The sequence below is a fragment of the Candidatus Marithrix sp. Canyon 246 genome, assembly GCF_001723685.1.
Taxonomy (GTDB): Bacteria; Pseudomonadota; Gammaproteobacteria; order Beggiatoales; family Beggiatoaceae; genus Marithrix.
Map to the genome: position 1 here is coordinate 80,641 of NZ_MCBX01000007.1, position 23,187 is coordinate 103,827.

A 23,187-nucleotide genomic window follows, 5' to 3' on the forward strand; every position below is an offset into this window, starting at 1 on the left:
ATTATGAGAAGTGTCTTTAAAAAAATAGGTGGTAAAGATGTTGTTGATGCAGCCGTTGATCGTTTTTACGTATATATGCTTGCAGATGAACGTGTAAAAGACTTTTTTACAAATGTCAACATGGATAAACAACGTCAACATCAAAAAGATTTCATTGCCTATTCTTTAGGTGCTGATGGCGGTTATGATGGCAAAGATATGGGTGCAGCACATCAACAGCTTGTAGATCAACAAGGTTTATCAGATCTGCATTTTGATGCTACAGTAGAAAACTTAGTAAAAGCACTACAAGATTTAAATGTGCCTAAAGACATTATCAAAGAAGCTGGTAAAATTGTTGAAAGCACTCGAAATGATGTTTTGTGTCGTTAGCTATCAAATAATATTTTTTAGTTGTTCGACATCTAATATTTCAATATAAAGATAATATTTTTTCTCTAATAAAAATGTAACTAAACGAAAAATTGCATCATGCAATGATAGTCTATTAACTTCATTAACTAACCAATGTATTTTTTGACTCATTGCAGCCATTAATTGAAAACAAACATCTATAGATTCAGATAACATTTTTTTATAATGTACTGCATCAATAGCAACTATTGTTACAGAATTTAGGGCAATCGCGCTGATTTATGTTTTTTTTCCATCAGCATTATTGCTTCCGCAAAACTCTCCCCTGCATTAAATATAGTAAATATTTTTTCTTGTAAATAAAACCTGTGCTGTTTCTAATTTTTTTATACTAGTATAAGCTAGTATTTGTTTAAACTGTTGCTCATCAAAAGCACTGAAAAGATGAGATTTACGCATCTCTAATTGAATATTTATATCAGGAATATTTTTCATAGGTTTATATTGGCATTTTTAATACAATTGATGTACAATCAATGTTAAATCAATTAAGTTATTTAGGTTTGAAATGATTTTTGAATGGAACGATGAAAAAAATTTGTTATTAAAACAAACGCGAAATATTTGCTTTGAAGATGTTGTTTTAAGTATTCATAATGGAAATCTTTTAGATTTTGTCAAAAATCCCAGTTTAAATCATAGTCATCAGTATTGTATGATAGTTGCTATAGGAAATTATGTTTATGTAGTGCCATTTGTGAAAAATGGTGAAAACTTTTTCCTCAAAACAGTTTATCCTAGCAGAAAAATGACAAAAAAGTATTTAAAGGAACAGTTATGAGTAGAAAATTAATTGAATCTGAAGAAGAAATTAATATTATTAATGATGTTGAAGAAGAACGGTTTGAATCGGTAATAGGTACAGAATTTGAAGAGCTAAAGCACTCTTTCCAAACGGCAGCTAAAAATACTATTGAAAAATTATCAAAAAGAAAATCAATTACTATCAGATTACTTGAAAGTGATATAGATCGTTTAAAAGCGATTGCACTCAATGAAGGTATGCCTTATCAAACCTATATTTCTCATATTATCCATAAAGTCACAACTGGTCAAATCAAAGCCAGATAAAAAATAAGAAATTATGAAAGATTCAAAGTTACCTGTACTATTTGTCACATCAGAAGCATATCCACTAATTAAAACCGGCGGTTTAGCAGATGTCAGTGCTGCATTACCTAACGCTTTAAGGAAGATGGGTATTGATGTTCGCTTATTATTGCCCGGTTATCCAGTTGTACTTGAGCAGTTGTCTCTGATAGAAGTACATGAAAATATTAGGGTATTTCCTTTGCAAGAGCCTGTACGCTTATTAGCTGGTATAATGCCTGATTCCATTACACCTGTCTATGTAGTTGAATGTCCAGCATTATATGAGCGCAAAGGTGGACCATATCAAGATTCTAATGGTAAAAGTTGGTATGATAATCCATTACGTTTTGGAATACTTTCTAAAATTGCAGCTAAGTTTGGACAACATCACTTTTTGTTTAAACCACAAATAATTCATTGTAATGATTGGCAAACTGGATTAGTACCAGCCTTTTTAAATTTTGATTCTAAACGACAAGCTAAAACTTTGATGAGCATACATAATATGGCTTATCAAGGCGTTTTTGGACCAGAAATCATAGCTTTATTTGGTTTGCCGCCTGAAAGTTTTCAGATGTCTGGATTAGAATATTATGGACAAGTATCATTTCTAAAAGCTGGTTTATATTATTCTGATTGGATATCAACAGTCAGCCCTACTTATGCCAAAGAAATTCAAACTCCAGAATATGGTTGTGGTTTAGAAGGTTTATTAACTCAGCGTCAAAATAAATTATCTGGAATCTTAAATGGTATTGATACTATCGCTTGGAATCCAGAATCTGATCCTAATATCAAAAACCATTATAGTATCAAAAAAGTAGTTAATAAAAAACGTAATACCCAAGCTTTACGTACACAACTAAATCTAGCTCCAACAACAGCACCATTACTTGGAATAATTACTCGTCTGGCAGAACAAAAAGGTATAGATTTATTAATACCTATAATTTCAGAGATTATTAAGTCTGGTGCCCAAATAGTAATACTAGGTAGTGGAGATAAAGGCTTAGAAAGCAGCCTAGAAAATTTAGCAAAAACTTATCCAAAACAAATGAGTGTCAACATTGGCTATGATGAAAAACTAGCACATCAAATTGAAGCCGCTGCTGATATGTTTCTAATGCCATCAAAATTTGAACCTTGTGGATTAAATCAAATTTATAGTATGCGCTATGGCACTATACCAATAGTTAGACGCACTGGCGGTTTAGCAGATACAGTTATAGATGCGACTCTGGAAAACATTAAGAATAAAACTGCAACTGGTTTTGTATTTGATAAAGCTTCTTCTGATGAACTATTATTATGTATTCAACGCGCATTAAAACTATTCCATGACGATAAAAAATGGACTGGTTTACAAGTCAATGGTATGAGTCGTGATTTTAGTTGGCACAAACGCGCTGAGGAATATTATTCTCTTTATCAGAATTTGTTAAAGTTTTGAACTGTGATTAATTTTGTTTTCGAGGCTTTTAGCCTCGAAACCTGTAATTATCCCCAAGTTAAATACGAATTGATCTGGATACCACATTTTATTTTCACTCCATAATTGGTTAAAAATGCGTTGTACAAAGCTAGTTTTGCCGGTTTAAATTCATTTGAATTATAACATAAGACTTAAAACCCATACATCATATGATTAATTTTATCTTTCAATTCTAAGTTATTAATTTCTAACTCAGAATTTTTAGTTGCCAACTGTTTTTGTAAATTATGTACTCTTAAATGGGTTTTCACTCTCACCAACAGTTCTTCATTGTGAAATGGTTTGGTTATATAATCTACTGCTCCTAATTCAAAGCCTTTTACTTTATCTATAGTGTCTGATAATGCCGTCATAAAAATAATAGGAATCTCTTCAGTTTTTGCATTAGCTTTTAACTGCCTACAAGTTTCAAAGCCATCTATACCCGGCATCATCACATCTAATAATATTAAATTAGGTGGATTTTGTTTCACTTTTTCTAAGGCTTGTTCACCATTACTCGCAACTGAGACTTGAAAATTCTGATTTTTTAAAACACGAGATAAAATCTCACTGTTAAAAGAAGTATCATCAACTATTAATATATGAGGGTTTTTTAGACTGGTAATACTTAAAATCTTTTCACAGTGATTTAGATAAATTTGTGCTACTAGATCATTTTCATTTGCTGTTAAAACTTTTTTAAAATGTTCATTTGCAGCTGCAAATTGTTCTTTATGAAAACTTTTGACTCCTGATTCAAAATTCTTTAAGGTTTTTAATTTTAGTTCTAAACATGGCTGTGGATTAGCATCAAAAACTTCATAAATCGTAACTGGCTGGGTTTTTCCTTTAACTGTTACATGATCAATAATTCTAATTTTATATTTGTTCTGATCAATTAACTTGTTATAAACTTGTTCTGTAATTAACAACGGGGTTTTATAAGTTTTGGTTAAACCTTCTACTCGTGAAGCTAAATTCACCGCATCTGAAATTACAGTACCATTCATACGATTTTTACTACCTACAGTGCCAAGCATCAATGGTCCATCATGAATACCAATACCAATTGTAATTGTATGATGGATTAATTGCTTTAACATTCCAATAGCGGCTTGCACCGCATCATCAGCACTATTAGGAAATAAAGCCATTATTTCATCACCAATGTATTTATCAATAAAACCATTGTTTTGATCAATAACTGGATCCATTTGACTGAGATAGTTATTGATAAAATTAAAATTTTCTTGTGGAGTCATGGTTTCCGATAAAGTAGTAAAATTTCTAATATCGGCAAACATAATACTCATGGTTTTTTCAACACATGAAGCTAATTTAATTTGATTAATATCTTTTATATTTAACAGTTTTAAAAATTGATCTGGTACAAATTTATAAAAAGTTTCTGCTTGTGTTTGTAATTCGTTGGTTTTGGCTGTTAGTTGTTGTTCTTTCCTATAGCTTTTAATCGCTTCTGACACGGTTAAAATTAAATCACTTTTTATCCAAGGCTTTGATATATAACGATATAACCTTGCTTTATTAATGGTTTGAGTAACTGCTCCAATATCTGCCTTCCCTGTCAACATAACATTACGAGTTTGTGGTGATAGAACATGAATATGTTGTAATAACTCATCCCCTCTCATATTCGGCATCATATAATCAGTAATTACTAGAGGAATTTCATATTTTTCCTTCTGTAATTCTGTTATTAATTCTAATGCTTCTTTGCCGCTGCTAGTTGTTTCTATGAAAAATTGATGACCAAATACATGTTGCAGTTCTATTTTTAGAGCATAAAGTATCATTTCTTCATCATCAACACAGAGAATAACTTGCTTTTTCACTATTTTGCTAAGCCTGACTTAATAGTATCAATAAGTTCAGTTTTATCCCAAGGTTTGCGTAAACAGCTATGTAAATTTGCTTGTTGTTCAGCGCGTTCAACAGCATCTTCATCAGCTTGCCCGGTAAGCATGACTTTTATAATATCTGGATATTGATTATGAACCTTAATTAACAATTCATCTCCTTTCATGCCGGGCATTAACCAATCAGATACTAGAAGTAAAATTTCAACATTATCTTCTTCTAATTCTTCTAGAATTTCTAATGCTTCATCAGCACTTTCAGCAACTTCATAAAAATATTGATTGCCAAATTCTTTTTTTAGTTGAATTTTTAAACTATCTAATACGACAACTTCATCATCTACTAATAAAATGACTGGTTTAGACATTTCTAATTTCCTCTGTTAAATGAATGGGAATAGAGACGGTGAATGTAGTTTTTCCAATTTCGCTTTTAAAGTCTATTTTACCTTTGTGTTTGTCAACGATTTTTTTCACAATATCTAATCCTAAACCACTACCTTCACCACTAGGTTTGGTGGTGAAAAATGGATCAAAAATTTTGTGTTGAATCTCATCAGGAATACCAACTCCAGTATCAGTAATATTCACTACTGCAAATTGATCTTGTTTAGATAATTCAATTGTTAAACTACCTTTATTATCCATTGCTTGTAAGGCATTATGAATTAAATTTGTCCAAACTTGATTTAATTCATCGGGATAACACCATGCAGGTGGTAATTGTTCATAGTTTTTAACTACATTAATACCGTATTTCAATTTGTTATGATAGAGTGTTAAAACTGTTTCAATTGTATCAACTAAATTGGCTGGCACTTTTTCTCCTGTATTGTCATAACGTGCAAAACTTTTCAAAGCAAAAACTGTTTTCGCGGCACGCTCAGATGCTATGGCAATAGTGTTAGTACTTTTATGTAAGGTAGATAGTCGATAAGCGTTATGTAAAATTTGCTCACTTTTAGTGTCTTTTAATAAAACTAAAATATCTTTAATATTGTCATAAATACCCATTTCTACCAAGTTATCTGCAATTATGTCACTATTTTCAATCTCTTCAATATCTAATTTACGTGTTAAGGCACGTCGATATTTGCGTTTTTCTTTACTAGTAATTATAGGTTGATCAATTCTCTGTAACAAACTAAAGAATTCTAATTGGCTTTTAGGGGATAATTTTTGTAAAAAACTAGCCAATTTAGTCATATCTTCTGATAAAAAGGCACTAATATTTTCTACCGATGAGCGAATAGCACCTAATGGTGTATTAATTTCATGAGCAATTCCTGCCACTAATTGCCCTAAAGCAGCCATTTTTTCTGATTGAATTAATTCTTGTTGAGTCAATTTCAAATTTTCTAGCGCGTCTGATAATTCACGTGTTCGATCTTCAACTTTGATTTCTAAGGTATTATTAGCATCTTCCAAGTTTTTGAATAGCCTTTGCAAATGAATAATCATGGTATTAAAGTTTTCTGATAATTCACAAACTTCATTAATATCAGATTGCAATTCATGAGTTTTAACATGATCAATATTTTTGATCATATCTGAGCTTGTATCAGCTAAATTAATAATAGGTGCTGAAATTTTGTGAGATAATTTATTAGATTTTCTAAGTAAGTAAAAAAAGAAGCCTATATAAAATATGATCATAAACGCGATCATGGCAAAACCAATTTTATTAGCAAGTGTTTGTAGTTTTAATACTGGTTCAAATACAATATCTTTATTAACTAGAAATAATAATCGCCAATCAGTTTCAGGAATCACTTCTTGCGCTATTAAAAATTTTTGATTTTTAATATTAATTTCCATCAATTTGACATTATTATTGAATAGTTTTTTAATTCTATGATCTTTTTTTACATCAAATAAATCTTCGATAGTTTTAGGCATAGCTAAAATCATGCCGTCATTATTTACCAAAAAAGCATTCGCCTGCCAAGGTAATTCTAAGCCTAAAATATTATTGACAATGTTTTTGATGGTAATATCAATACCTGATACACCTTCCAAAAAATCATTTCGATAAATCGGCACAATACAGGATAGCATCCAGCCTTGCCCAGCAGGATCTAAATACGCATCTGTCCAAACAGGTTTGCCTTCTGGATTATGCTTAGCGTCGGCTTCATAGTAGAAATTAAAATCTTCCATTTTTATATTATTACCAAATTGTGTGGCAACATTATCTATAAATGGATACAGCCGATTCATATCATCATAGCTATTAAAATAAACTTGGACGACATTGGAATTATTTATAACAATATTCTTAAATAGTGGATCAAAAGTTTCTGTACGTAGAGCTTTTTGAAATTGCTGTTTGCTTATTTTAGTTTTTGGTAAATAATATAAACTGGAACCACCATTATTATTTTGTTTATAAAAAACACCATTATCTGCAATAGTAAACTTAGGTTCTCCATAAGGCAGTTCAAAAATATCTTGATTATTAAAAAATCTTTGATTGTCATTTTGAATAAATTTAGCTAAAGTAGAAATTTCTGCTAATTGTTGATTAATTTTTTGCGCCTCTCGTGTTGAGATTTCAGCAATGTTTTGTTTAGCCTCTTTTAATAATAAATCCATACCTTCATTAGTGAAAAAGCTACTAACACCAAAATATAGACTTAATAATACTAATTCAACTGCAATTACTGTGGTTAATGTTGCAGTTAAATAATGTCTTTTTATAATTGTTTTAAGTTTTGTCATAATATAATTTAGAGTAGCAAAAAATACACCTAAGACTTAAATACTCGGAAATTCAACAATAAAAGTCGCTCCTTTATCTTTCTCAGTATCACACCAAACTTTACCACGCATAGTTTCAACTAATTGTTTGACGATAAATAATCCTAAACCTGTTGCTGGTTCGTCAGCAGTGGGTTGGGGGCTTAAACGAGCAAATTGACCAAATAATTTTTTTTGATCTTCCTCATTTAATCCCGGGCCTTCGTCTTGTATTTCACAGCGTATATGAGTTTCTGTTGATAATAAACGAATATAAACCGATTTATCATATGGTGAATATTTGATAGCGTTAGAAATTAAATTATCTAATACACTGCTTATCATTCTTTCATCAAGCATTGCTTTATAAGACTGATGATCTGTTTCAAAGTATAGATTAATACCCTTAGCTTTAGCAAGAACTCGGTAATGTTTAATTAAGTCATTTAATATAACTTGTATATCAATAAGCATTGGTTTTACTTTTAATTTACCTGCTTCAATTTCATTAATTTCAAGTAAATTGGTTATTAATTCAAACATACTTTGAGTGCTGCTAAAAATATAACTATTAAATTCAAGCAATTGCCTTTTGTCACAGTCATCAAAATGATTAGTTATCATTTCGGATGAGGTTTGAATTATTGACAGTGGATTTTTAAGGTCATGCACTGCCATACTTAAAAATTGATTTTTTCTTTCAAGTTCCAGAGTGCGTTCAGCAACTTTTTTTTCTAATCCTTTATAAAATTCTGCTAATTCTTTTTTATGAAAATAACTACGCACCGCTTCAGTAACGGTAAGATTAAAATCAGTAGGATCCCAAGGTTTAGCTATATAACGATATAAATTCGCATTGTTGACAGCTCTTGCTATTGCTGATACATCAGCATGTCCAGTTAATAGAATTGTTAAAGTCTCAGGAATCTTGATATGAATTTGTGTTAATAACTCATCACCTAACATGCCCGGCATTACTTGGTCTGAAATCACTAATGGTAATTCAATATTATCAGCTAATAATTCTTCAATTATTTCTAAAGCTTCTTCAGCATTTTCTGCTGTTTCAATCTGATATTGATTACCAAAGTAGTCTTTCAATTGATATTTTAAGGCTAATAGTAATATTGGTTCGTCATCAACACATAAAATGACTGGTTTATTCATATTCTTAATTGGGCTTTATGCTAAAATTTATAAAAATTCCTGCGATAGCAATGCCACAATTTATATTAATTTATATTAATTTTAATTATGACTGACATAATAGTGCTATCGAACTGATAATTAAAAATTTGCTAAAATAGTAATCTATTATTACATTAATTAACTTTAAGGAAAATTAAACAACGATGTCATCTATATCTATGGAACTGTGGCTAAGCTTGCTCTGTGCAGCAGGGGCTGTTATATACGGTCTAATTTCTATTAAGTGGGTTTTAGCAAAACCTACTGGTAATGATAAAATGCAAGAAATTGCATCAGCAATTCAGCAAGGTGCTCAAGCTTATTTAAATAGACAATACGGTACCATTTTTATTGCAGGTGTAATAATTTTATTAGTAATTGGTTTTGCTTTGGATTGGGCAACAGCAATCGGTTTTGCGATTGGTGCTGTTAGTTCTGCGGCTGCTGGTTATATTGGTATGTATATTTCTGTACGTGCTAATGTTCGTACTACTCAAGCTTGTTATGATGGTTTAGAAAGCGGCTTGTCAGTTGCATTTCGTAGTGGTGCTATTACAGGTTTATTAGTTGTTGGTTTAGGTTTGCTTGGTGTTGCAGGTTATTATGCAGTATTACAAGCTATGTTACCAGAGGGTAAAACTACAGTTGATTTGGCTCCATTAGTTGGTTTAGCTTTTGGTGGTTCTTTAATTTCCATATTTGCTCGTTTAGGCGGTGGCATTTTTACTAAAGGTGCTGATGTTGGTGCTGATTTAGTTGGTAAAGTTGAAGCGGGTATTCCTGAAGATGACCCTCGTAATCCAGCGGTTATTGCTGATAATGTTGGTGATAATGTTGGTGACTGTGCTGGTATGGCAGCAGATTTATTTGAAACTTATGCTGTAACTATTATTGCAACTATGTTGATTGCTGGTTTGGCATTTCAAGGTAATAATGATGCTGTGTTATTACCTTTAGTTTTAGGTGGTGTTTCTATTATTGCATCTATAATTGGTACTTTTTTTGTTAAAGTTACTGATGGTAAAATCATGTGGGCTTTATATAAAGGTGTTATTGTCTCAGCAGTTTTAGCGGCAATTGCTTTTTACCCAATAATTGCTTATATGATGCCAGAACATGCATTAAACCTTTATGGTGCTGCGTTAATTGGTTTAGTATTAACTGGTGTAATCATGGTGATTACTGAATATTACACAGCGACTGAATACAAACCAGTGCAACATATTGCTGAAGCTTCAACCACAGGGCATGGAACTAATGTTATTGCTGGTTTAGGCGTATCCATGAAATCTACTGCTTTACCTGTATTAGCAGTTTGTGCCAGTATTTGGGGTTCTTATGAATTAGCTGGTTTATATGGTATTGCGATTGCTGCTACTTCAATGTTATCTTTGACTGGTATTATGGTTGCTTTAGACGCATATGGTCCAGTTACTGATAACGCTGGTGGTATTGCGGAAATGGCTGAATTAGATGAAAAAGTTCGTAATATTACTGATCCATTAGATGCAGTTGGTAATACTACTAAAGCTATTACTAAAGGATATGCAATTGGTTCTGCTGGTTTAGCTGCATTGGTATTATTTGCTGAATATCAACATAAGGTGTCAGAACATGTTAATGGTGTTGATGGCGGTATAATGAGCTTTGATTTATCAAATCCAATGGTTATTATTGGCTTATTTATCGGTGGTTTAATTCCTTATCTATTTGGCGCGATGGCGATGGAAGCTGTTGGTAGAGCTGCTGGTAGTGTGGTTATAGAAGTACGTCGTCAGTTTAAGGAAATCCCGGGCATTATGGATAAAACCGCTAAGCCTGATTATTCTAAAGCTGTTGATATGTTGACAAAATCAGCAATCAAGGAAATGATTTTACCTTCTATATTACCAATAATTATTCCAATTGCTGTAGGGTTATTATTAGGACCTCAAGCTTTAGGTGGTTTATTGCTAGGTACTATCATAACCGGTTTATTTGTAGCTATTTCTATGACTACCGGTGGTGGCGCATGGGATAATGCTAAAAAATATATTGAAGATGGTAATCATGGCGGTAAAGGTTCTGAAGCTCATAAAGCGGCAGTTACAGGTGATACTGTAGGTGATCCTTATAAAGATACTGCTGGTCCAGCTATTAATCCATTGATTAAAATTATTAATATTGTTGCATTATTAATTGTACCTTTATTATAAAATTTCCCTTCCCCTTTAAGGGGGAATAATAATTATGTTAAGTTTTCCTGAAATTGACCCTGTTATTTTCCAACTTGGACCATTAAAAGTACATTGGTATGGGGTTATGTATTTAATTGCCTTTAGTTTAGCATGGTGGTTAGGTACGCAACGAGCAAAACGCGCTAATTCTATTTTAACGCCAGAACAAGTAGGTGATCTGATTTTTTATGGTGCTTTAGGTGTAGTTTTAGGCGGGCGTTTTGGTTATGTTTTATTTTATGATTTTCCAGCTTACATGGCTGATCCATTAGCGATCTTTAAAGTTTGGCAAGGTGGTATGTCATTTCATGGAGGGTTAATTGGTGTATTAGTCGCAATGTGGTTATATGCACGTAAACTTAACCAGCGATTTTTTGCATTAACTGATTTTCTTGCTCCATTAGTTCCTCTAGGTTTAGCCGCTGGGCGTGTTGGTAATTTTATTAATGGTGAATTATGGGGGCGTGTAACTGATTCGCCTTGGGGAATGGTATTTCCACATGCTGGCAATATGCCTCGTCATCCATCACAACTTTATCAAATGGCATTAGAAGGTATAGCTTTATTTCTGATTTTATGGTGGTTTTCTAAACGCCCACGCCCAATGATGGCAGTTTCAGGCTTATTTTTAATTGGTTATGGCTGTTTCCGTTTTATAGTAGAATTCGTTCGTACTCCTGATGCTCACTTAGGTTTTATTGCCTTTGAGTGGATGACTATGGGTCAATTATTGAGTTTACCAATGATTTTATTTGGTATTATTTTGATGGGTTGGGCTTATTTATTCTCTAAGAAGACTTAAAGGATTTAGCTTAATTGAAATGGCGATGGTATTCGCCATAATCAGTTTATTGATGGGTGGTTTATTATTACCATTATCAGTACAAATAGATCAACAAAAATTCCAAAAAACTAAGCACGACTTAGCAAATATCAAAGAAAGTTTAATTGGTTTTGCCATCATTAATGATCACTTTCCCTGCCCTGATATTAATAATGATGGAATCGAAGATACAGCTTGTGATATTGAAGGCAACTTACCTTGGGTAAGTTTAGCACTAAACTTTGCGAGACATGACGCTTGGGGAAATCCATATCGTTATAAAGTTGACAAAGCCTATTCTACCCCACCGTTTCCAAAACCTCCAAAAACATCCAGTGGCTTAATGCTACCAAATTTAGTTAGCCTTGAAAAAGATGGCACATCTCGTATATTAGCTATAATATATTCATCTAGTAATGATCATCTCATTTGGATTTCTAACAATCTATTTATTAGTCGCTTGGTTCAAGCAGGAAAATTATGAAAATCAGCGGTTTTACTTTTATTCGTAATGGCACTCAATTAGCCTATCCTTATATTGAAAGCTTACATTCTTTATTGTCTTTATGTGATGAAGTGATTGTCGCAGTTGGTGCTGGAAATGATGATACTTTAGCGCGTATTAAGGCAATGACTGATCCAAAATTGCGTGTGATTGAAACCACTTGGAATGAATCCATGCAGGATCGTGGTTATGTTTATGCTCAACAAAAAATGATAGCCCATTTTAATTGTAGTGGTGATTGGGCGTTTTATTTGGAAGGTGATGAAGTTTTACATGAACAAGATATTGCTATTATCAAATCCAATTTAGAAAAGCATCTGCATAACCCCAAAATTGAAGCTTTAGTATTTGATTATTATCACTTTTATGGCACGCCACAAACCTTGGCAATTAGCCCCGGTTGGTATCGTCGCGCACCACGTATAATACGTAATAGTATTCGTAGCTATTCACCAGATGGTTTATTTTTTGTAGTGATGGATAAAAATAAACGTGGGCGATATCCTAATGCCGCTTTAGCTGAAGTGCCAATTTATCATTATGGGCATGTACGTGCTATTGCGAATATGCAACAAAAAATTGAACAAGTTAGTCAATATTGGGGGCATTCACCACCTAAATTTGAAGGTTATGGTAATATTGATCCACAAGCTTTAGCTAGCTTTGACGGTAGCCATCCTGCAATTATGGAAACTTGGTTAGCACAACAAGCAGAACATCATTTACAACTAAATCCACAGTATCAACCAACGCGACGTGAACTTCGCCATCGTTGGATGATGCGTTTTGAAGGGTGGTTTAATTTGGAACTTAGTAAAAAACATTATAAATTAATAAATGAACCTTGATACCACACGACGTATTTTAGCAATTCTAATTGGTTTTGCTATTCCAATTTCTACCGCTTTAACTAATATTTTATGCCCACTTGCTCTGTTATTGTTAATTATAGAAGGGCGATATAAACAAAATTTTAATATATTAAGAGTGCATCCAGTTGCTATATTTGCATTGTTATTTGTAGGATTAATGTTATTAGGTTTGCTGTATACACCAGTGGCTTTTACTGAAGCTGGGCTAATACTTGATAAATATAGGGAATTTTTGTATATTCCTATTTTTATATTGTTTTTTCGAGATCCTATTAGTCGTCAATGGGGGCTTTATGCTTTTATCAGCGCGATATTACTGACATTAATTCTTTCTTATGTTATGGCATTTACTGGTTGGGAAATTGGTAAAGGCACTGATCAAAATCCTCAAGCACCATATATTTTTAAAAATTATATAACTCAAAGTTTATTGTTAGCTTTAGTGGCATATTTTATTGCGATGCAAGCTTGGCAAGAAAGGCGTTGGATATTGCCGCGTGCTATTGTGGTGTTATTAATTATTTATAATATCATGTTTTTAAGTGAAGGGCGTACTGGTTATCTGGTTTTATTTTGTTTGATTTTATTATTTTGTTATCAAACTTATCGTTTACGTGGTGCAATAATTGGTAGCATTTTTTTAGTTATTTTAACAGTTTTGGTTTATCAATCCTCACAAATATTAAAAGATCGACTAGACAATATCTCTGAAGGTGTTCAGGATTATAAGCACAGTGAAACCAATACTTCCATCAAAATGCGACTAGAATTTAATGAAAATAGTTTAAATTTAATCACTGAAAAACCGATATTTGGTCATGGCACTGGAAGTTTTTCTTATGAATATCAAAAACTAGCGCAAGATAAACAAATTCAAACTACCAAGAATCCACATAATGAATATTTAATGATAGGAGTACAATGGGGTGTAATTGGTATTGCCTTATTTATTGCTTTATTATATATAATGTGGTTAAAAGCAACTATGATGGCGCAAGGTTTAATTGTTACAATAGCAATTGGATGCTTATTTAATTCATTTTGGTTAGATTCTACCGAAGGGCATGTATTTGCTTATTTAATCGGTATATTTTATGGTGGAATTAAACTAACAAATACTAAAAAATCAATTATAGAAATGAAATCATATTTAAAATCATTTGTTCTTATTCTAATATTCGGTATATTATCTATAGCTACTGTTCGTATTTTTATGGCACCGCCTGTGACTATTGATAGTCAACTAGCAAAACTAATGATGAAAATCATTACTGAACAACCAACGCGAGAAAATTCTGTTATCAGTCTTGATATAAAAGGCAATAGTTTTCCAGTAGAAACTAAATTTGAGACACTGATTAAAACTGGTAAGAAATTCTCAACTGCTGAGACTGGAAATATATCAACTAAGATTAAAATTGCTCATTATCATAGAGATAGAGCGGCTCATATAATTATAGTGGCTAACTATTTAGCACCAAAAGAAACACAAGCTGTATTTTTTCAACGCTATGGCAATGCAGTTTGGGAGGGCTTAGATATTACTAAATTAAAACCAGCAGAATATTATGATAAACTACCGGAAACTATAGATTTATCTATTTATAATGGTCCATTAGTTGCTGGGAGATTTCAAGTTTATGTTGCCTATGTGCTGACTGAAAATCAGCGGCTAATTCTTAATACTCGCCCTATTGAATTTTTTGTTGAATAAATATTAAACCTGACATCCCGACTATCGTCGGGATGTCAGGTCTAGTAGATTTAACTATTAGTATATTTTATACCACAACTAACATAAGGTCTTAAAGTTACACGTAATTGTCTAGGACGTTTACCTAGTCTGTCTTCAAAGATACGTGTATAAAATAATACTCTACGAACATAGTTGCGAGTTTCTTTAAATGGAATCATTTCTACCCAAATATCAGCAGGCATACAGCGTCTTTCTTTTGCCCAACGTCTAGCACGCCCCGGTCCAGCATTATAAGCCGCTGTTGCTAACATATAATTTCCATTAAATGTATCTAACATTTGTCGTAAATAAGCTGTGCCTAAACTAATGTTAGTATTTACATCTAAAATAGATTTTCGTCCACTGACTCTAACTCCAATCTTTCTTGCTACTAAACGCGCTGTTGCTGGCATTAATTGCATTAATCCTAATGCCCCTACATGAGAACCAGCGTTTTTCATAAATACACTTTCTTGACGAATTATTCCATAAACCCATGCTAAATCAACATATTGTTTTTTGGCACCACTGGTAATTTGATGGCGATAAGCTAAAGGAAAACGCAGATCTAAATCATCATAATGATTCGCCTTAGCCGCTGTAAAAATAGCGCGATCATGCCATTTCCATTTATGAGCAACAGCCGCTGCAACTTCTTTTAAACGATTTGATGATAAGTTTTTGATAGTATAACGCCATTCTCTGCGTGCATTCATTAACAAACTACGATTACTAGGATTATATTTGCTTAACTTATAAAATTCATAAGCACTTTTAATGCTAAGTTTAGTTGTTAATTGCTTTTGTTCAGCCGCAGTTGCTTTAATAGGTTTATGTAGCATGTTGTATTTTACACCAATACGTTTTGCTGCTAAAAAACCATAATAATCACGTTCATTCGCTACTTTTTTATAAACTTCATTTGCTTGAGATTTTCTACCTTTTTGTTCCAATGCACGTGCCAACCAATACCAATAATAAGGTTTACGTTCTGCTGGTGGTATTTCACTAATAAAATCTGCTACTGCACGCCAGTTCTGTCTTCTTAATGCTAATTTAATACGAGTTTTACTAACTTTTTTATTTAGAAAGTTATTATGAACTACTGTCAACCATTGTAAAGCTAGTGGATGATTATGTTTGACGCTTATTAATGCTAAATCACGTTGCATTTTACCTATTTCTTCGATTGAAAACGCATATAAACCTTGATAAGTTTTCCAATAATCATAAGCACGATCAAATTGTTTTTTAGCTAGACGTTTAATACCATGTATTACAATTTTACGTGCAGTAGCTGAATCGGCTTGATCCCATTCTGCTAAATATTTAGCAGGATTTTTGTGCATCATTTTCCAACGTGATACCCACATTCTATCAACAGAAATTAAACGATTTGACAAGCTAGTAGCTAAACTTAATCGGTTTTTCTTCATTGCTAATTCAATACGTTTCCAAATTAGCGCGTTACCAATTTGTCCATTTCGATACAAAGATTGAAAAACGGGATTACAACTTCTAGGTTGTAATTTACCAACTAACCATAATTTTTTCGCGTCAGCCAATGCTTGTCGTCTATTTTTACCAGTCATTATGCGAGCTTGAGCATAATAACATTGTAAAACCACAGATTTTTGTGGTGTATAAAATTGTATAAAAGATCTCCAATTTTTTTGTTTGGCTAATTTTTTTAACCAAATATGACGCAATTTATCCCCAAAATAAGTATCACCATAGTTTCTTAAAAAATTTTGTATTTGATAAGCAGGAACTTGTGTAATACGCGGTTTCAAATATTTATAACGAAGATAGTGGTGTAAAGGATACCCTTTTAACTCATAAGATAATCTTTGGAAATTATTCCAATCTTTATTTTTCAGCGCATCCAAGGCTTGTTCAAATTGCAGTCGTTGCTGATTGGTAGTGCTGCTTTGAGCAGTTACATTAGTAAATAATAATATTGTAAATATTAGCCATATAGATAGCCTCATATTTTTTGATCTCCTATATCATGTTAGAATGTATATGTCAGAAAACATTATACACATAGATGGTATGTTATTGGAAGCTTAAATATGCAATTAATAAATAAAAACATCCTATATGCCAGTATAGTAACCTGCATAACTATGAATGCTTGTACAAAAACTGTGCCTGAAAAACCTACTAATATTATTAGAACACCTGAACAAGCTTGTAAAGTAAGTTTAAATAATATTTATGGTCATTATAAAGGTGAATGTAAAAATGGCAAAGCACATGGAGCAGGTGAAGCGATTGGTAAAGACAAGTATGAAGGTCAATTTGCTAATGGTATGCCTCATGGGCAAGGAACTTATACATGGATAGATGAAGCTAGTTATACAGGCGAATTTAAAAAAGGTCAAATAAAGCATGTTGGTTGTGATGTAGTAGATATGCGTCTTCGCGGTAGCTATAAAGGTGAATGTCGTAATGGTAAAGCTTATGGTAAGGGTAAAGCTATAGGTATAGATACTTATCAAGGTGGGTTTATTAATGCTATGCCTAATGGACAAGGGACTTATATATGGCCTAATAAAGATCGTTATATTGGCAAGTTTAAAGATGGTAAACCCATTGGACGTGGAGTTATGAAATATGCTGATGGTACAACAGAAGAAATTAATAATTAATAGGAGAAGTTAAATGAGAAGACCGGGTAGAAGACGCGGTTTGTCTTGGTATGAAAGAATTTTCAAGAGAAAACGACCAAAACCACCAAGACAATCAAAGCCGAAATCAAATACTGTTATTAAAACAACATTATCAAAATATGATCGAACCATGTTGAAGCAACTTCAAATGGCACGTAAATATCGTCATATAATTCATGATGTTGCTCGTAGATATCCTTATTTGCAACCCTCAATTATTTGTGGCATTGGATCACGAGAATCACATTGGGGATTAGCATTAAAACCAAGTGGTCCCGGTGGACGTGGTGATTTTGCTCGTAGAAGACCCCGTGGTGATAGGACTACACCGGAACCACCTGATGGTGGCGGTTATGGTCGTGGCTTGATGCAGATTGATTAGTGCGATTCGTTTCTAAGTAACTGTAATATAGATAATATTCAGGAATTAGAGTATTGAGCATGGAGTTCAGTATAACTGATATGAATGGTAAGGTTTAAATCCTATGGCATTGGTTGTTGTATGTCAAAAAGCATTACCCGCTTGGTACCGTGACTGGATACTGGGTGAGCAAGGGTAAAACGCCGTAAAGGAAATAAGGCAAGCAAGATAGCATGGCTACGAGAGAAATTAGCGTCTGAAGCGTCGTTACTGCAAAAGGACACAAGAGGTTAGTAAATTATAATTTAGTCAGTATAATTTAATCAGCTCAAGAACCTCGGCGTAAAGCTAAAGCCTAAACTATCATGAAAATGGTCTATGATCATTGAAACATTTGTATCGGAACGAGGAAAAACGGGTGTAGTAAAGCACTCTGTTGTGGTAGTTTTGCAACACACGAGGTCAGCAGTCAACTGATAGCGCAGCATCCGGGTAGGAACTAAGGGGAAATTATATGGACTATAGGATTACCTTAGTGTCATGTGGAGAATAAATCGTTAATAACAATTTCCCTTAAAAAAACAGGGTGAATAGACATTGTAAAATGATAACAGTAGAAACTATAGATCAAAATTATTTAGACAAAACAGGGCAGAAAGCCCCGGCATGGCTCACCTCAGAGTGGGAATGGCAGGATATTGTCTGGAAAAAGATTGAGTTCGAGGTTTTTAATTTGCAAAAGCGTATTTATAAAGCCACCAAAGCTGGTCAGTTAAAACAAGCAAAAGCTTTAAGTAAACTACTTTTACGAAGTAGTTGTTCAATAATCTTGAACGTTCGCAGAATCACACAAGACAACTCTGGCAAGAAAACTGCCGGGATTGATAGGGTTAAATTATCGTGCAAAACCAATAAAAATGGTATGGATACCAAAAAGCAGAAATGGGTACTGGACGCGGATATCAAAGGCTGTTTTGATAACATAGACCATAAACATTTATTTAGTTTAATAGATGGAAAGGTAGCCAAGGTTACTATTAATCAATGGTTAAAAGCAGGGGTTATGGAAAATGATGGAACTACGCCAAGGGCAAATCAGAGTAGTAAGATACGCTGATGACTTTGTGGTAATGCACAAAAATAAAAAAGTTATTGAAGATTCTAAGTTAATAATAGCCGAGTGGTTAAAAGAACGTGGTCTGGAATTATCAGAAGAAAAAACCAAAATTGTGCATAGCACAGAAGGTTTCGATTTTCTGGGCTTTAATTGCAAGCACTACGACAATAAAACCACTGGGTATGAGGCAAGGAATTTCGCGAACAAACAAGGCTTCAAGATACTCATAAAACCAAGTAAAAAATCCATAGAAACACATTCAAATAAGATTAAAGAAGTGCTGAGGCAGATGAAAGCAGCGACTCAAGAACAAGTAACTTGGCGTTTAAACCCAATAATTAGGGGGTGGGCAAACTATTACAGAACTTGTGTAGCTTCAGAAACATTTCAAAAGTTGGACTATTTGAGATGGTGCTTTGCCACGAAAACTGACGGAATTATTGATCAAACCTTGGCAAGATACGCTGATACCAAGATAAAAAGACACGTCAAGGTAAAAGCAGGAAAATCTTATTATGATGGTGATGAGTTATATTGGGGCGCAAGATTATCAAAAGGCTATGGTGATATATCACTAAGCAAAGCTAAAATGCTTGTAAAGCAAAATGGCAAATGTGGGTACTGCAATGCAAGTTTTAAAAATGGGGATCTGATGGAAGCACATCACAAAACCTTTGTAAAAGAAGGTGGAAAGGATTCGTATAAAAATCTAGTACTAATGCACCTACATTGTCATGACCAGTACCACGCCGAATTCATGAAAAGAATGAAGGCAACAGGCAAATTCAGAGGAGAAGCATGAACTTTGAATTTGAGGTGGCACTGATAAAGACCATATGGGGGGAGCCGTATGAGGTGAAAGTCTCACGTGCGGTTCTGAAGACGAGTTCTTTGTGGCGACATAGAGGGCTTAGTTTAACTGATTGGCATGAGTTTGCGCGTACTGGCAAATGGCAAGATCCAAGAGAAAATCTAATGTATGCTTGTATTGTCATTGATAATGCTCGTAAGTTTTTTAAAAGAGAGGGTTTACGTTTAAATGATGATCAATTGTTACATGCAGTGATAGCGGCTTATAATGGTGGAGCTACGGCAACCAAGAATGCTATTAAAGCAGGTAAAGATATTGACGCTAATACAACTGGTAAAGACTATGGTAGAGATGTTCTAAATAGAACTGCATGGTTTCAATTGCATGGTTGGAAGTAATTGTTAATTAAATGGAAAATGTTCCTTATTGGCGTGTATCTGGATTTTATTTTTTCTTCTTTGCCAGTCTTGGAGCATTAGTTCCCTACTTTGGATTGTATTTACAATCCTTGGGCTTTGATGCCGCTGCGATTGGTGAATTAACGGCTGTTATTCTAATTGCTAGAGTTATTGCGCCTAATGTTTGGGGTTGGTTAGCCGATCATAATGGGCGGCATATGAGCATAGTTCGTGTAACTAGTTTATTTACAGTAATATGTTTTGCCGGAATATTTATAGCTGATCATTATTTCTGGTTATTAATAGTAATGGCAGCTTTTAGCTTCTTCTGGAATGGCAGTTTAGCACCATTTGAAGCTAATACATTAGCTCACTTAGGCGAAGATTCTCACCGTTATAGTCAGCTACGCTTATGGGGATCAATTGGATTTATTGTGGCAGTGCTTATAGGAGCAGAACTTAATATCAGCTTCTTTCCTACATTAGTAATTAGCCTATTAATCTTTACTTGGATCTCCACATTATTAGTACCGCAACAAGCTACAAAACAAATATCAATTTCCAGCCAGAGTTTTTATAAAATACTTAAACATCCAAGAGTTATCGCATTGTTTATAGTATGTTTTATAATGCAAGCTAGTCATGGTCCATATTATACTTTTTATACAATATATCTAAAAGATTATGGCTATTCAAGTGAATTTATAGGGCAATTATGGGCATTTAGTATCATTCCAGAAGTAATGATATTTCTAATAATGCACCATTTATTAACACGCTATCCATTAAAATACCTATTAATGTTAAGCTTAGCTTTAGCGAGTTTACGTTGGATATTAATAGGCTATTATGTTGAATACCTTAGCATATTATTATTTGCACAAATTTTACATGCTGCTAGTTTTGCCATGTACCATAGTGTAGCAATGCAAATGATCCGTAAAATCTTCATTGACGCATACCAAGGTAGAGCGCAAGCATTGTATAGTAGCATCAGTTTTGGAGCTGGTGGAGCATTAGGCAGCCTAATCAGTGGATATACATGGCAACAACTAGGAGCAGAATTAACCTACTTATGGGCAGCAATTATTTGTATAATTGCTATTGGGATTAGTTATTTATGGATTGATTCCTCATAAAATTAGCCGTTTTAGAAAAACTTTGTTGCAATTCCTTCTGTAAAGAATCATCCAAACCAATATCCTGCATTGCTTTAAACATACAATGCAACCATTGATCACGTTCCTTATCTCCAATCGCAAACATTACATGCCGCTGACGAAGTCGGGGATGTCCATGTTTTTCAACATATAATTGTGGACCACCGAACCAACCCGAAAGAAAATCAAATAATCGCTCGCGTATTTCTTCTAAATCTCCTGAATGCATATCACGAACTTCTTGCACTTCTGGTATGCTATCCATTAAATCATAAAAACGATTTACTAATTTTAATACAGTTTGTTCTCCACCCATGCGTTCATATGGCGTTGTTATCATTTTATAACTCCTTAGAATTATGACATATAAAAATATTATTTATGAAGGATTATGGAAAAATAATCCCGGTTTTGTTCAACTACTTGGATTATGTCCATTATTAGCTGTTACCTCCACCTTAATTAATGGTTTAGGTTTAGGCATTGCTACTACATTAATCTTAATGGCTTCTAATGTTAGCGTTTCCCTAATTAGAAATATTGTAACAAATGAAATTCGTTTACCAGTTTTTGTATTAGTAATTGCCTCTTTTGTTACCGCTATCGAAATGCTTATAAAAGCATTTTATTATGACTTATATTTAACTTTAGGAATATTTATTCCCCTAATCGTGACAAATTGTGCAATTATTGGCAGAGCAGAAGCCTTTGCATCTAAACAACCGTGGGATCGAGCATTATTAGATGGATTAATGATGGGATTAGGTTTTACTATAGTTTTAGTTTTATTAGGTGGCTTACGTGAACTATTTGGTTACGGAACATTATTTATTCAAGCAGAATTAATGTTTGGAGAAGCAGCACAATGGATGACAATTACTGTAATTGAAAATTATGAAGGATTTTTACTAGCAATTTTACCGCCCGGAGCATTTTTTGGCTTAGCCTTATTGATTGCCTTAAAAAATTTTATAGACGCACAGACAAAGAAGCATGAAAAATTTTTTTAAAACCAGATTACCATCAATATCAAAAATAAAAGCTAATCCAAATCTGAAAATGTTTGGAAAGCTTTTGCACGAACCAAATTTATGGCATTTAAATAGAAGATCATTGTCAGGTGGAACTGCTGTAGGTTTATTTGTAGCATTTATACCCCTACCATTACAAACCTTGATTGCCGCCGCAATTGCCATAATTTTTCGTGTGAATTTACCTATATCAGTTAGCCTAGTATTTATAACTAACCCTATTACTATGCCGCTATTCTTTTATTTTGCTTATATAGTAGGCACTATTTTATTAGGTATGGAAATATTACCAATGAACGAATTATGGACTTATGATATAGTCTTACCATTATCAGTGGGATGTTTTATGGTGGGTAGTATTACTGCTTTGACGGGTTATATATTAGTAAACTTACTATGGCGTTTACATATTAAGAACTTATGGCGTAAACGCACTAAAAAAAAAATTCCATTAATATTAAGGGCAAACACATAGGTTTGCCACTACATATTTAATCCTTTGGATCCTCTGCTTGAACTTTTTCCTGTTGAATCCTCTTATAAATTTCTTCACGGTGAACCGCAACACTTTTAGGAGCATTAACTCCAATGCGCACTTGATTTCCCTTAACACCCAATACTGTTACGGTAACATCATCACCTACCATTAAGGATTCACCAACACGCCTTGTCAAAATCAACATAGATTTTCTCCTTGTT

General features: G+C 33.4%; 26 protein-coding genes. 17 read left to right on the forward strand and 9 right to left on the reverse strand.

Features of this window, described 5'->3' with window-relative positions:
- The first annotated feature begins 3 nt into the window (after positions 1-3).
- Positions 4-372: a group I truncated hemoglobin gene (locus BHU68_RS06380; protein WP_069470705.1), complete on the forward strand. Its 369-nt coding sequence runs from the start codon at positions 4-6 to the stop codon at positions 370-372.
- A 3-nt stretch (positions 373-375) separates the two neighbouring features.
- Here the strand turns inward: BHU68_RS06380 and BHU68_RS06385 are convergent, their stop codons facing one another.
- Complete coding sequence (locus BHU68_RS06385) at positions 376-570, reverse strand: hypothetical protein (protein ID WP_069470704.1); 195 nt, start codon at positions 568-570, stop codon at positions 376-378.
- 114 nt (positions 571-684) lie between these two features.
- Positions 685-849, reverse strand: a complete 165-nt coding sequence (locus BHU68_RS17200) for a hypothetical protein (RefSeq protein ID WP_171899472.1) — start codon at positions 847-849, stop codon at positions 685-687.
- Positions 850-922: 73 nt separating this feature from the next.
- Between BHU68_RS17200 and BHU68_RS06390 the strand changes: the two genes are divergently transcribed.
- From BHU68_RS06390 to glgA, 3 genes are read left to right on the forward strand one after another with little or no spacing between them, the layout of a single operon-like run.
- Positions 923-1,195 carry a hypothetical protein gene (locus tag BHU68_RS06390; protein WP_069470703.1) on the forward strand — a complete coding sequence of 91 codons (273 nt, stop codon included), beginning with the start codon at positions 923-925 and terminating at the stop codon, positions 1,193-1,195.
- Positions 1,192-1,485, forward strand: a complete 294-nt coding sequence (locus tag BHU68_RS06395; RefSeq protein ID WP_069470702.1) for a hypothetical protein — start codon at positions 1,192-1,194, stop codon at positions 1,483-1,485. The genes BHU68_RS06390 and BHU68_RS06395 overlap by 4 nt, the downstream gene beginning before the upstream one ends.
- A gap of 13 nt (positions 1,486-1,498) precedes the next feature.
- Positions 1,499-2,956 (forward strand): glycogen synthase GlgA, encoded by a 1,458-nt coding sequence (gene glgA, locus BHU68_RS06400; RefSeq protein ID WP_069470701.1) that lies wholly within the window; start codon positions 1,499-1,501, stop codon positions 2,954-2,956.
- 173 nt (positions 2,957-3,129) lie between these two features.
- Here glgA and BHU68_RS06405 read toward each other — a convergent pair whose 3' ends face one another.
- From BHU68_RS06405 to BHU68_RS06420, 4 genes are read right to left on the reverse strand one after another with little or no spacing between them, the layout of a single operon-like run.
- Positions 3,130-4,833, reverse strand: coding sequence for a response regulator (locus BHU68_RS06405; protein ID WP_069470700.1), 1,704 nt, complete (start codon positions 4,831-4,833; stop codon positions 3,130-3,132).
- Positions 4,833-5,225, reverse strand: coding sequence for a response regulator (locus BHU68_RS06410; protein ID WP_069470699.1), 393 nt, complete (start codon positions 5,223-5,225; stop codon positions 4,833-4,835). Before BHU68_RS06410 ends, BHU68_RS06405 begins: the two co-directional genes overlap by 1 nt.
- A complete protein-coding gene (locus BHU68_RS17575; RefSeq protein ID WP_069470698.1) occupies positions 5,218-7,578 on the reverse strand; it encodes an ATP-binding protein in 2,361 nt (786 codons plus the stop codon). Before BHU68_RS17575 ends, BHU68_RS06410 begins: the two co-directional genes overlap by 8 nt.
- Before the next feature lie 36 nt (positions 7,579-7,614).
- Positions 7,615-8,763, reverse strand: coding sequence for a hybrid sensor histidine kinase/response regulator (locus BHU68_RS06420; protein ID WP_069470697.1), 1,149 nt, complete (start codon positions 8,761-8,763; stop codon positions 7,615-7,617).
- Between the two features lie 185 nt (positions 8,764-8,948).
- Between BHU68_RS06420 and BHU68_RS06425 the strand changes: the two genes are divergently transcribed.
- Genes BHU68_RS06425 through BHU68_RS06445 form a run of 5 tightly spaced genes read left to right on the forward strand, consistent with a single transcriptional unit; the run spans position 8,949 to position 14,914 of the window.
- Complete coding sequence (locus BHU68_RS06425) at positions 8,949-10,979, forward strand: sodium-translocating pyrophosphatase (RefSeq protein ID WP_083234137.1); 2,031 nt, start codon at positions 8,949-8,951, stop codon at positions 10,977-10,979.
- A gap of 34 nt (positions 10,980-11,013) precedes the next feature.
- Positions 11,014-11,802: a prolipoprotein diacylglyceryl transferase gene (gene lgt, locus BHU68_RS06430; protein ID WP_069470695.1), complete on the forward strand. Its 789-nt coding sequence runs from the start codon at positions 11,014-11,016 to the stop codon at positions 11,800-11,802.
- A gap of 19 nt (positions 11,803-11,821) precedes the next feature.
- Positions 11,822-12,307: a hypothetical protein gene (locus BHU68_RS06435; RefSeq protein ID WP_069470694.1), complete on the forward strand. Its 486-nt coding sequence runs from the start codon at positions 11,822-11,824 to the stop codon at positions 12,305-12,307.
- Positions 12,304-13,176 (forward strand): glycosyltransferase, encoded by an 873-nt coding sequence (locus BHU68_RS06440; protein WP_069470693.1) that lies wholly within the window; start codon positions 12,304-12,306, stop codon positions 13,174-13,176. Before BHU68_RS06435 ends, BHU68_RS06440 begins: the two co-directional genes overlap by 4 nt.
- Positions 13,166-14,914, forward strand: coding sequence for an O-antigen ligase family protein (locus BHU68_RS06445; RefSeq protein ID WP_069470692.1), 1,749 nt, complete (start codon positions 13,166-13,168; stop codon positions 14,912-14,914). The genes BHU68_RS06440 and BHU68_RS06445 overlap by 11 nt, the downstream gene beginning before the upstream one ends.
- A 50-nt stretch (positions 14,915-14,964) precedes the next feature.
- Here BHU68_RS06445 and BHU68_RS06450 read toward each other — a convergent pair whose 3' ends face one another.
- Entirely contained in the window at positions 14,965-16,926 is a 1,962-nt protein-coding gene (locus tag BHU68_RS06450) for a lytic transglycosylase domain-containing protein (RefSeq protein ID WP_069470691.1), read from the reverse strand.
- An 84-nt stretch (positions 16,927-17,010) separates the two neighbouring features.
- Between BHU68_RS06450 and BHU68_RS06455 the strand changes: the two genes are divergently transcribed.
- The 6 genes from BHU68_RS06455 (at position 17,011) to BHU68_RS06480 (ending at position 21,436) form a co-directional block, all read left to right on the forward strand.
- Complete coding sequence (locus tag BHU68_RS06455; protein ID WP_083234138.1) at positions 17,011-17,589, forward strand: MORN repeat-containing protein; 579 nt, start codon at positions 17,011-17,013, stop codon at positions 17,587-17,589.
- 13 nt (positions 17,590-17,602) lie between these two features.
- Entirely contained in the window at positions 17,603-17,992 is a 390-nt protein-coding gene (locus BHU68_RS06460) for a hypothetical protein (RefSeq protein WP_069470689.1), read from the forward strand.
- 583 nt (positions 17,993-18,575) lie between these two features.
- Positions 18,576-19,088, forward strand: coding sequence for a reverse transcriptase N-terminal domain-containing protein (locus tag BHU68_RS06465; RefSeq protein ID WP_069470688.1), 513 nt, complete (start codon positions 18,576-18,578; stop codon positions 19,086-19,088).
- On the forward strand, positions 19,042-19,890 hold the full coding sequence (locus BHU68_RS06470) for a group II intron reverse transcriptase (protein ID WP_069470687.1): 849 nt from the start codon (positions 19,042-19,044) through the stop codon (positions 19,888-19,890). The genes BHU68_RS06465 and BHU68_RS06470 overlap by 47 nt, the downstream gene beginning before the upstream one ends.
- 53 nt (positions 19,891-19,943) lie before the next feature.
- Positions 19,944-20,297, forward strand: a complete 354-nt coding sequence (locus BHU68_RS06475; protein ID WP_141698837.1) for a hypothetical protein — start codon at positions 19,944-19,946, stop codon at positions 20,295-20,297.
- A gap of 11 nt (positions 20,298-20,308) precedes the next feature.
- A complete protein-coding gene (locus tag BHU68_RS06480; RefSeq protein ID WP_069470685.1) occupies positions 20,309-21,436 on the forward strand; it encodes an MFS transporter in 1,128 nt (375 codons plus the stop codon).
- Here the strand turns inward: BHU68_RS06480 and BHU68_RS06485 are convergent.
- The gene (locus BHU68_RS06485; protein ID WP_069470684.1) at positions 21,408-21,797 is read right to left on the reverse strand and encodes a group II truncated hemoglobin; all 390 of its coding nucleotides are present in this window, start codon (positions 21,795-21,797) and stop codon (positions 21,408-21,410) included. The two genes, BHU68_RS06480 and BHU68_RS06485, sit on opposite strands and share 29 nt — an antisense overlap.
- A gap of 16 nt (positions 21,798-21,813) precedes the next feature.
- Here BHU68_RS06485 and BHU68_RS06490 point away from each other — a divergent pair, with 16 nt between their 5' ends.
- Together BHU68_RS06490 and BHU68_RS06495 are read left to right on the forward strand one after the other, a co-directional pair.
- Positions 21,814-22,467: an electron transport complex subunit E gene (locus BHU68_RS06490; protein ID WP_171899521.1), complete on the forward strand. Its 654-nt coding sequence runs from the start codon at positions 21,814-21,816 to the stop codon at positions 22,465-22,467.
- Positions 22,451-22,963, forward strand: a complete 513-nt coding sequence (locus BHU68_RS06495) for a DUF2062 domain-containing protein (protein WP_069470682.1) — start codon at positions 22,451-22,453, stop codon at positions 22,961-22,963. The genes BHU68_RS06490 and BHU68_RS06495 overlap by 17 nt, the downstream gene beginning before the upstream one ends.
- Positions 22,964-22,979: 16 nt before the next feature.
- Here the strand turns inward: BHU68_RS06495 and csrA are convergent, their stop codons facing one another.
- Positions 22,980-23,171 carry a carbon storage regulator CsrA gene (gene csrA, locus BHU68_RS06500; RefSeq protein ID WP_069470681.1) on the reverse strand — a complete coding sequence of 64 codons (192 nt, stop codon included), beginning with the start codon at positions 23,169-23,171 and terminating at the stop codon, positions 22,980-22,982.
- Between the last annotated feature and the right edge of the window lie 16 nt (positions 23,172-23,187).

Excerpts from the sequence above, each read along its gene's own strand:
- BHU68_RS06380 (WP_069470705.1), top strand. The coding sequence starts at position 4 with ATGAGAAGTGTCTTTAAAAAAATAGGTGGTAAAGATGTTGTTGATGCA.
- BHU68_RS06385 (WP_069470704.1), bottom strand. The coding sequence starts at position 570 with ATGTTATCTGAATCTATAGATGTTTGTTTTCAATTAATGGCTGCAATG.
- BHU68_RS17200 (WP_171899472.1), bottom strand. The coding sequence starts at position 849 with ATGAAAAATATTCCTGATATAAATATTCAATTAGAGATGCGTAAATCT.
- BHU68_RS06390 (WP_069470703.1), top strand. The coding sequence starts at position 923 with ATGATTTTTGAATGGAACGATGAAAAAAATTTGTTATTAAAACAAACG.
- BHU68_RS06395 (WP_069470702.1), top strand. The coding sequence starts at position 1,192 with ATGAGTAGAAAATTAATTGAATCTGAAGAAGAAATTAATATTATTAAT.
- glgA (WP_069470701.1), top strand. The coding sequence starts at position 1,499 with ATGAAAGATTCAAAGTTACCTGTACTATTTGTCACATCAGAAGCATAT.
- BHU68_RS06410 (WP_069470699.1), bottom strand. The coding sequence starts at position 5,225 with ATGTCTAAACCAGTCATTTTATTAGTAGATGATGAAGTTGTCGTATTA.
- BHU68_RS17575 (WP_069470698.1), bottom strand. The coding sequence starts at position 7,578 with ATGACAAAACTTAAAACAATTATAAAAAGACATTATTTAACTGCAACA.
- BHU68_RS06420 (WP_069470697.1), bottom strand. The coding sequence starts at position 8,763 with ATGAATAAACCAGTCATTTTATGTGTTGATGACGAACCAATATTACTA.
- BHU68_RS06425 (WP_083234137.1), top strand. The coding sequence starts at position 8,949 with ATGTCATCTATATCTATGGAACTGTGGCTAAGCTTGCTCTGTGCAGCA.
- lgt (WP_069470695.1), top strand. The coding sequence starts at position 11,014 with ATGTTAAGTTTTCCTGAAATTGACCCTGTTATTTTCCAACTTGGACCA.
- BHU68_RS06435 (WP_069470694.1), top strand. The coding sequence starts at position 11,822 with ATGGCGATGGTATTCGCCATAATCAGTTTATTGATGGGTGGTTTATTA.
- BHU68_RS06440 (WP_069470693.1), top strand. The coding sequence starts at position 12,304 with ATGAAAATCAGCGGTTTTACTTTTATTCGTAATGGCACTCAATTAGCC.
- BHU68_RS06445 (WP_069470692.1), top strand. The coding sequence starts at position 13,166 with ATGAACCTTGATACCACACGACGTATTTTAGCAATTCTAATTGGTTTT.
- BHU68_RS06450 (WP_069470691.1), bottom strand. The coding sequence starts at position 16,926 with ATGAGGCTATCTATATGGCTAATATTTACAATATTATTATTTACTAAT.
- BHU68_RS06455 (WP_083234138.1), top strand. The coding sequence starts at position 17,011 with ATGCAATTAATAAATAAAAACATCCTATATGCCAGTATAGTAACCTGC.
- BHU68_RS06460 (WP_069470689.1), top strand. The coding sequence starts at position 17,603 with ATGAGAAGACCGGGTAGAAGACGCGGTTTGTCTTGGTATGAAAGAATT.
- BHU68_RS06465 (WP_069470688.1), top strand. The coding sequence starts at position 18,576 with ATGATAACAGTAGAAACTATAGATCAAAATTATTTAGACAAAACAGGG.
- BHU68_RS06470 (WP_069470687.1), top strand. The coding sequence starts at position 19,042 with ATGATGGAACTACGCCAAGGGCAAATCAGAGTAGTAAGATACGCTGAT.
- BHU68_RS06480 (WP_069470685.1), top strand. The coding sequence starts at position 20,309 with ATGGAAAATGTTCCTTATTGGCGTGTATCTGGATTTTATTTTTTCTTC.
- BHU68_RS06485 (WP_069470684.1), bottom strand. The coding sequence starts at position 21,797 with ATGATAACAACGCCATATGAACGCATGGGTGGAGAACAAACTGTATTA.
- BHU68_RS06495 (WP_069470682.1), top strand. The coding sequence starts at position 22,451 with ATGAAAAATTTTTTTAAAACCAGATTACCATCAATATCAAAAATAAAA.
- csrA (WP_069470681.1), bottom strand. The coding sequence starts at position 23,171 with ATGTTGATTTTGACAAGGCGTGTTGGTGAATCCTTAATGGTAGGTGAT.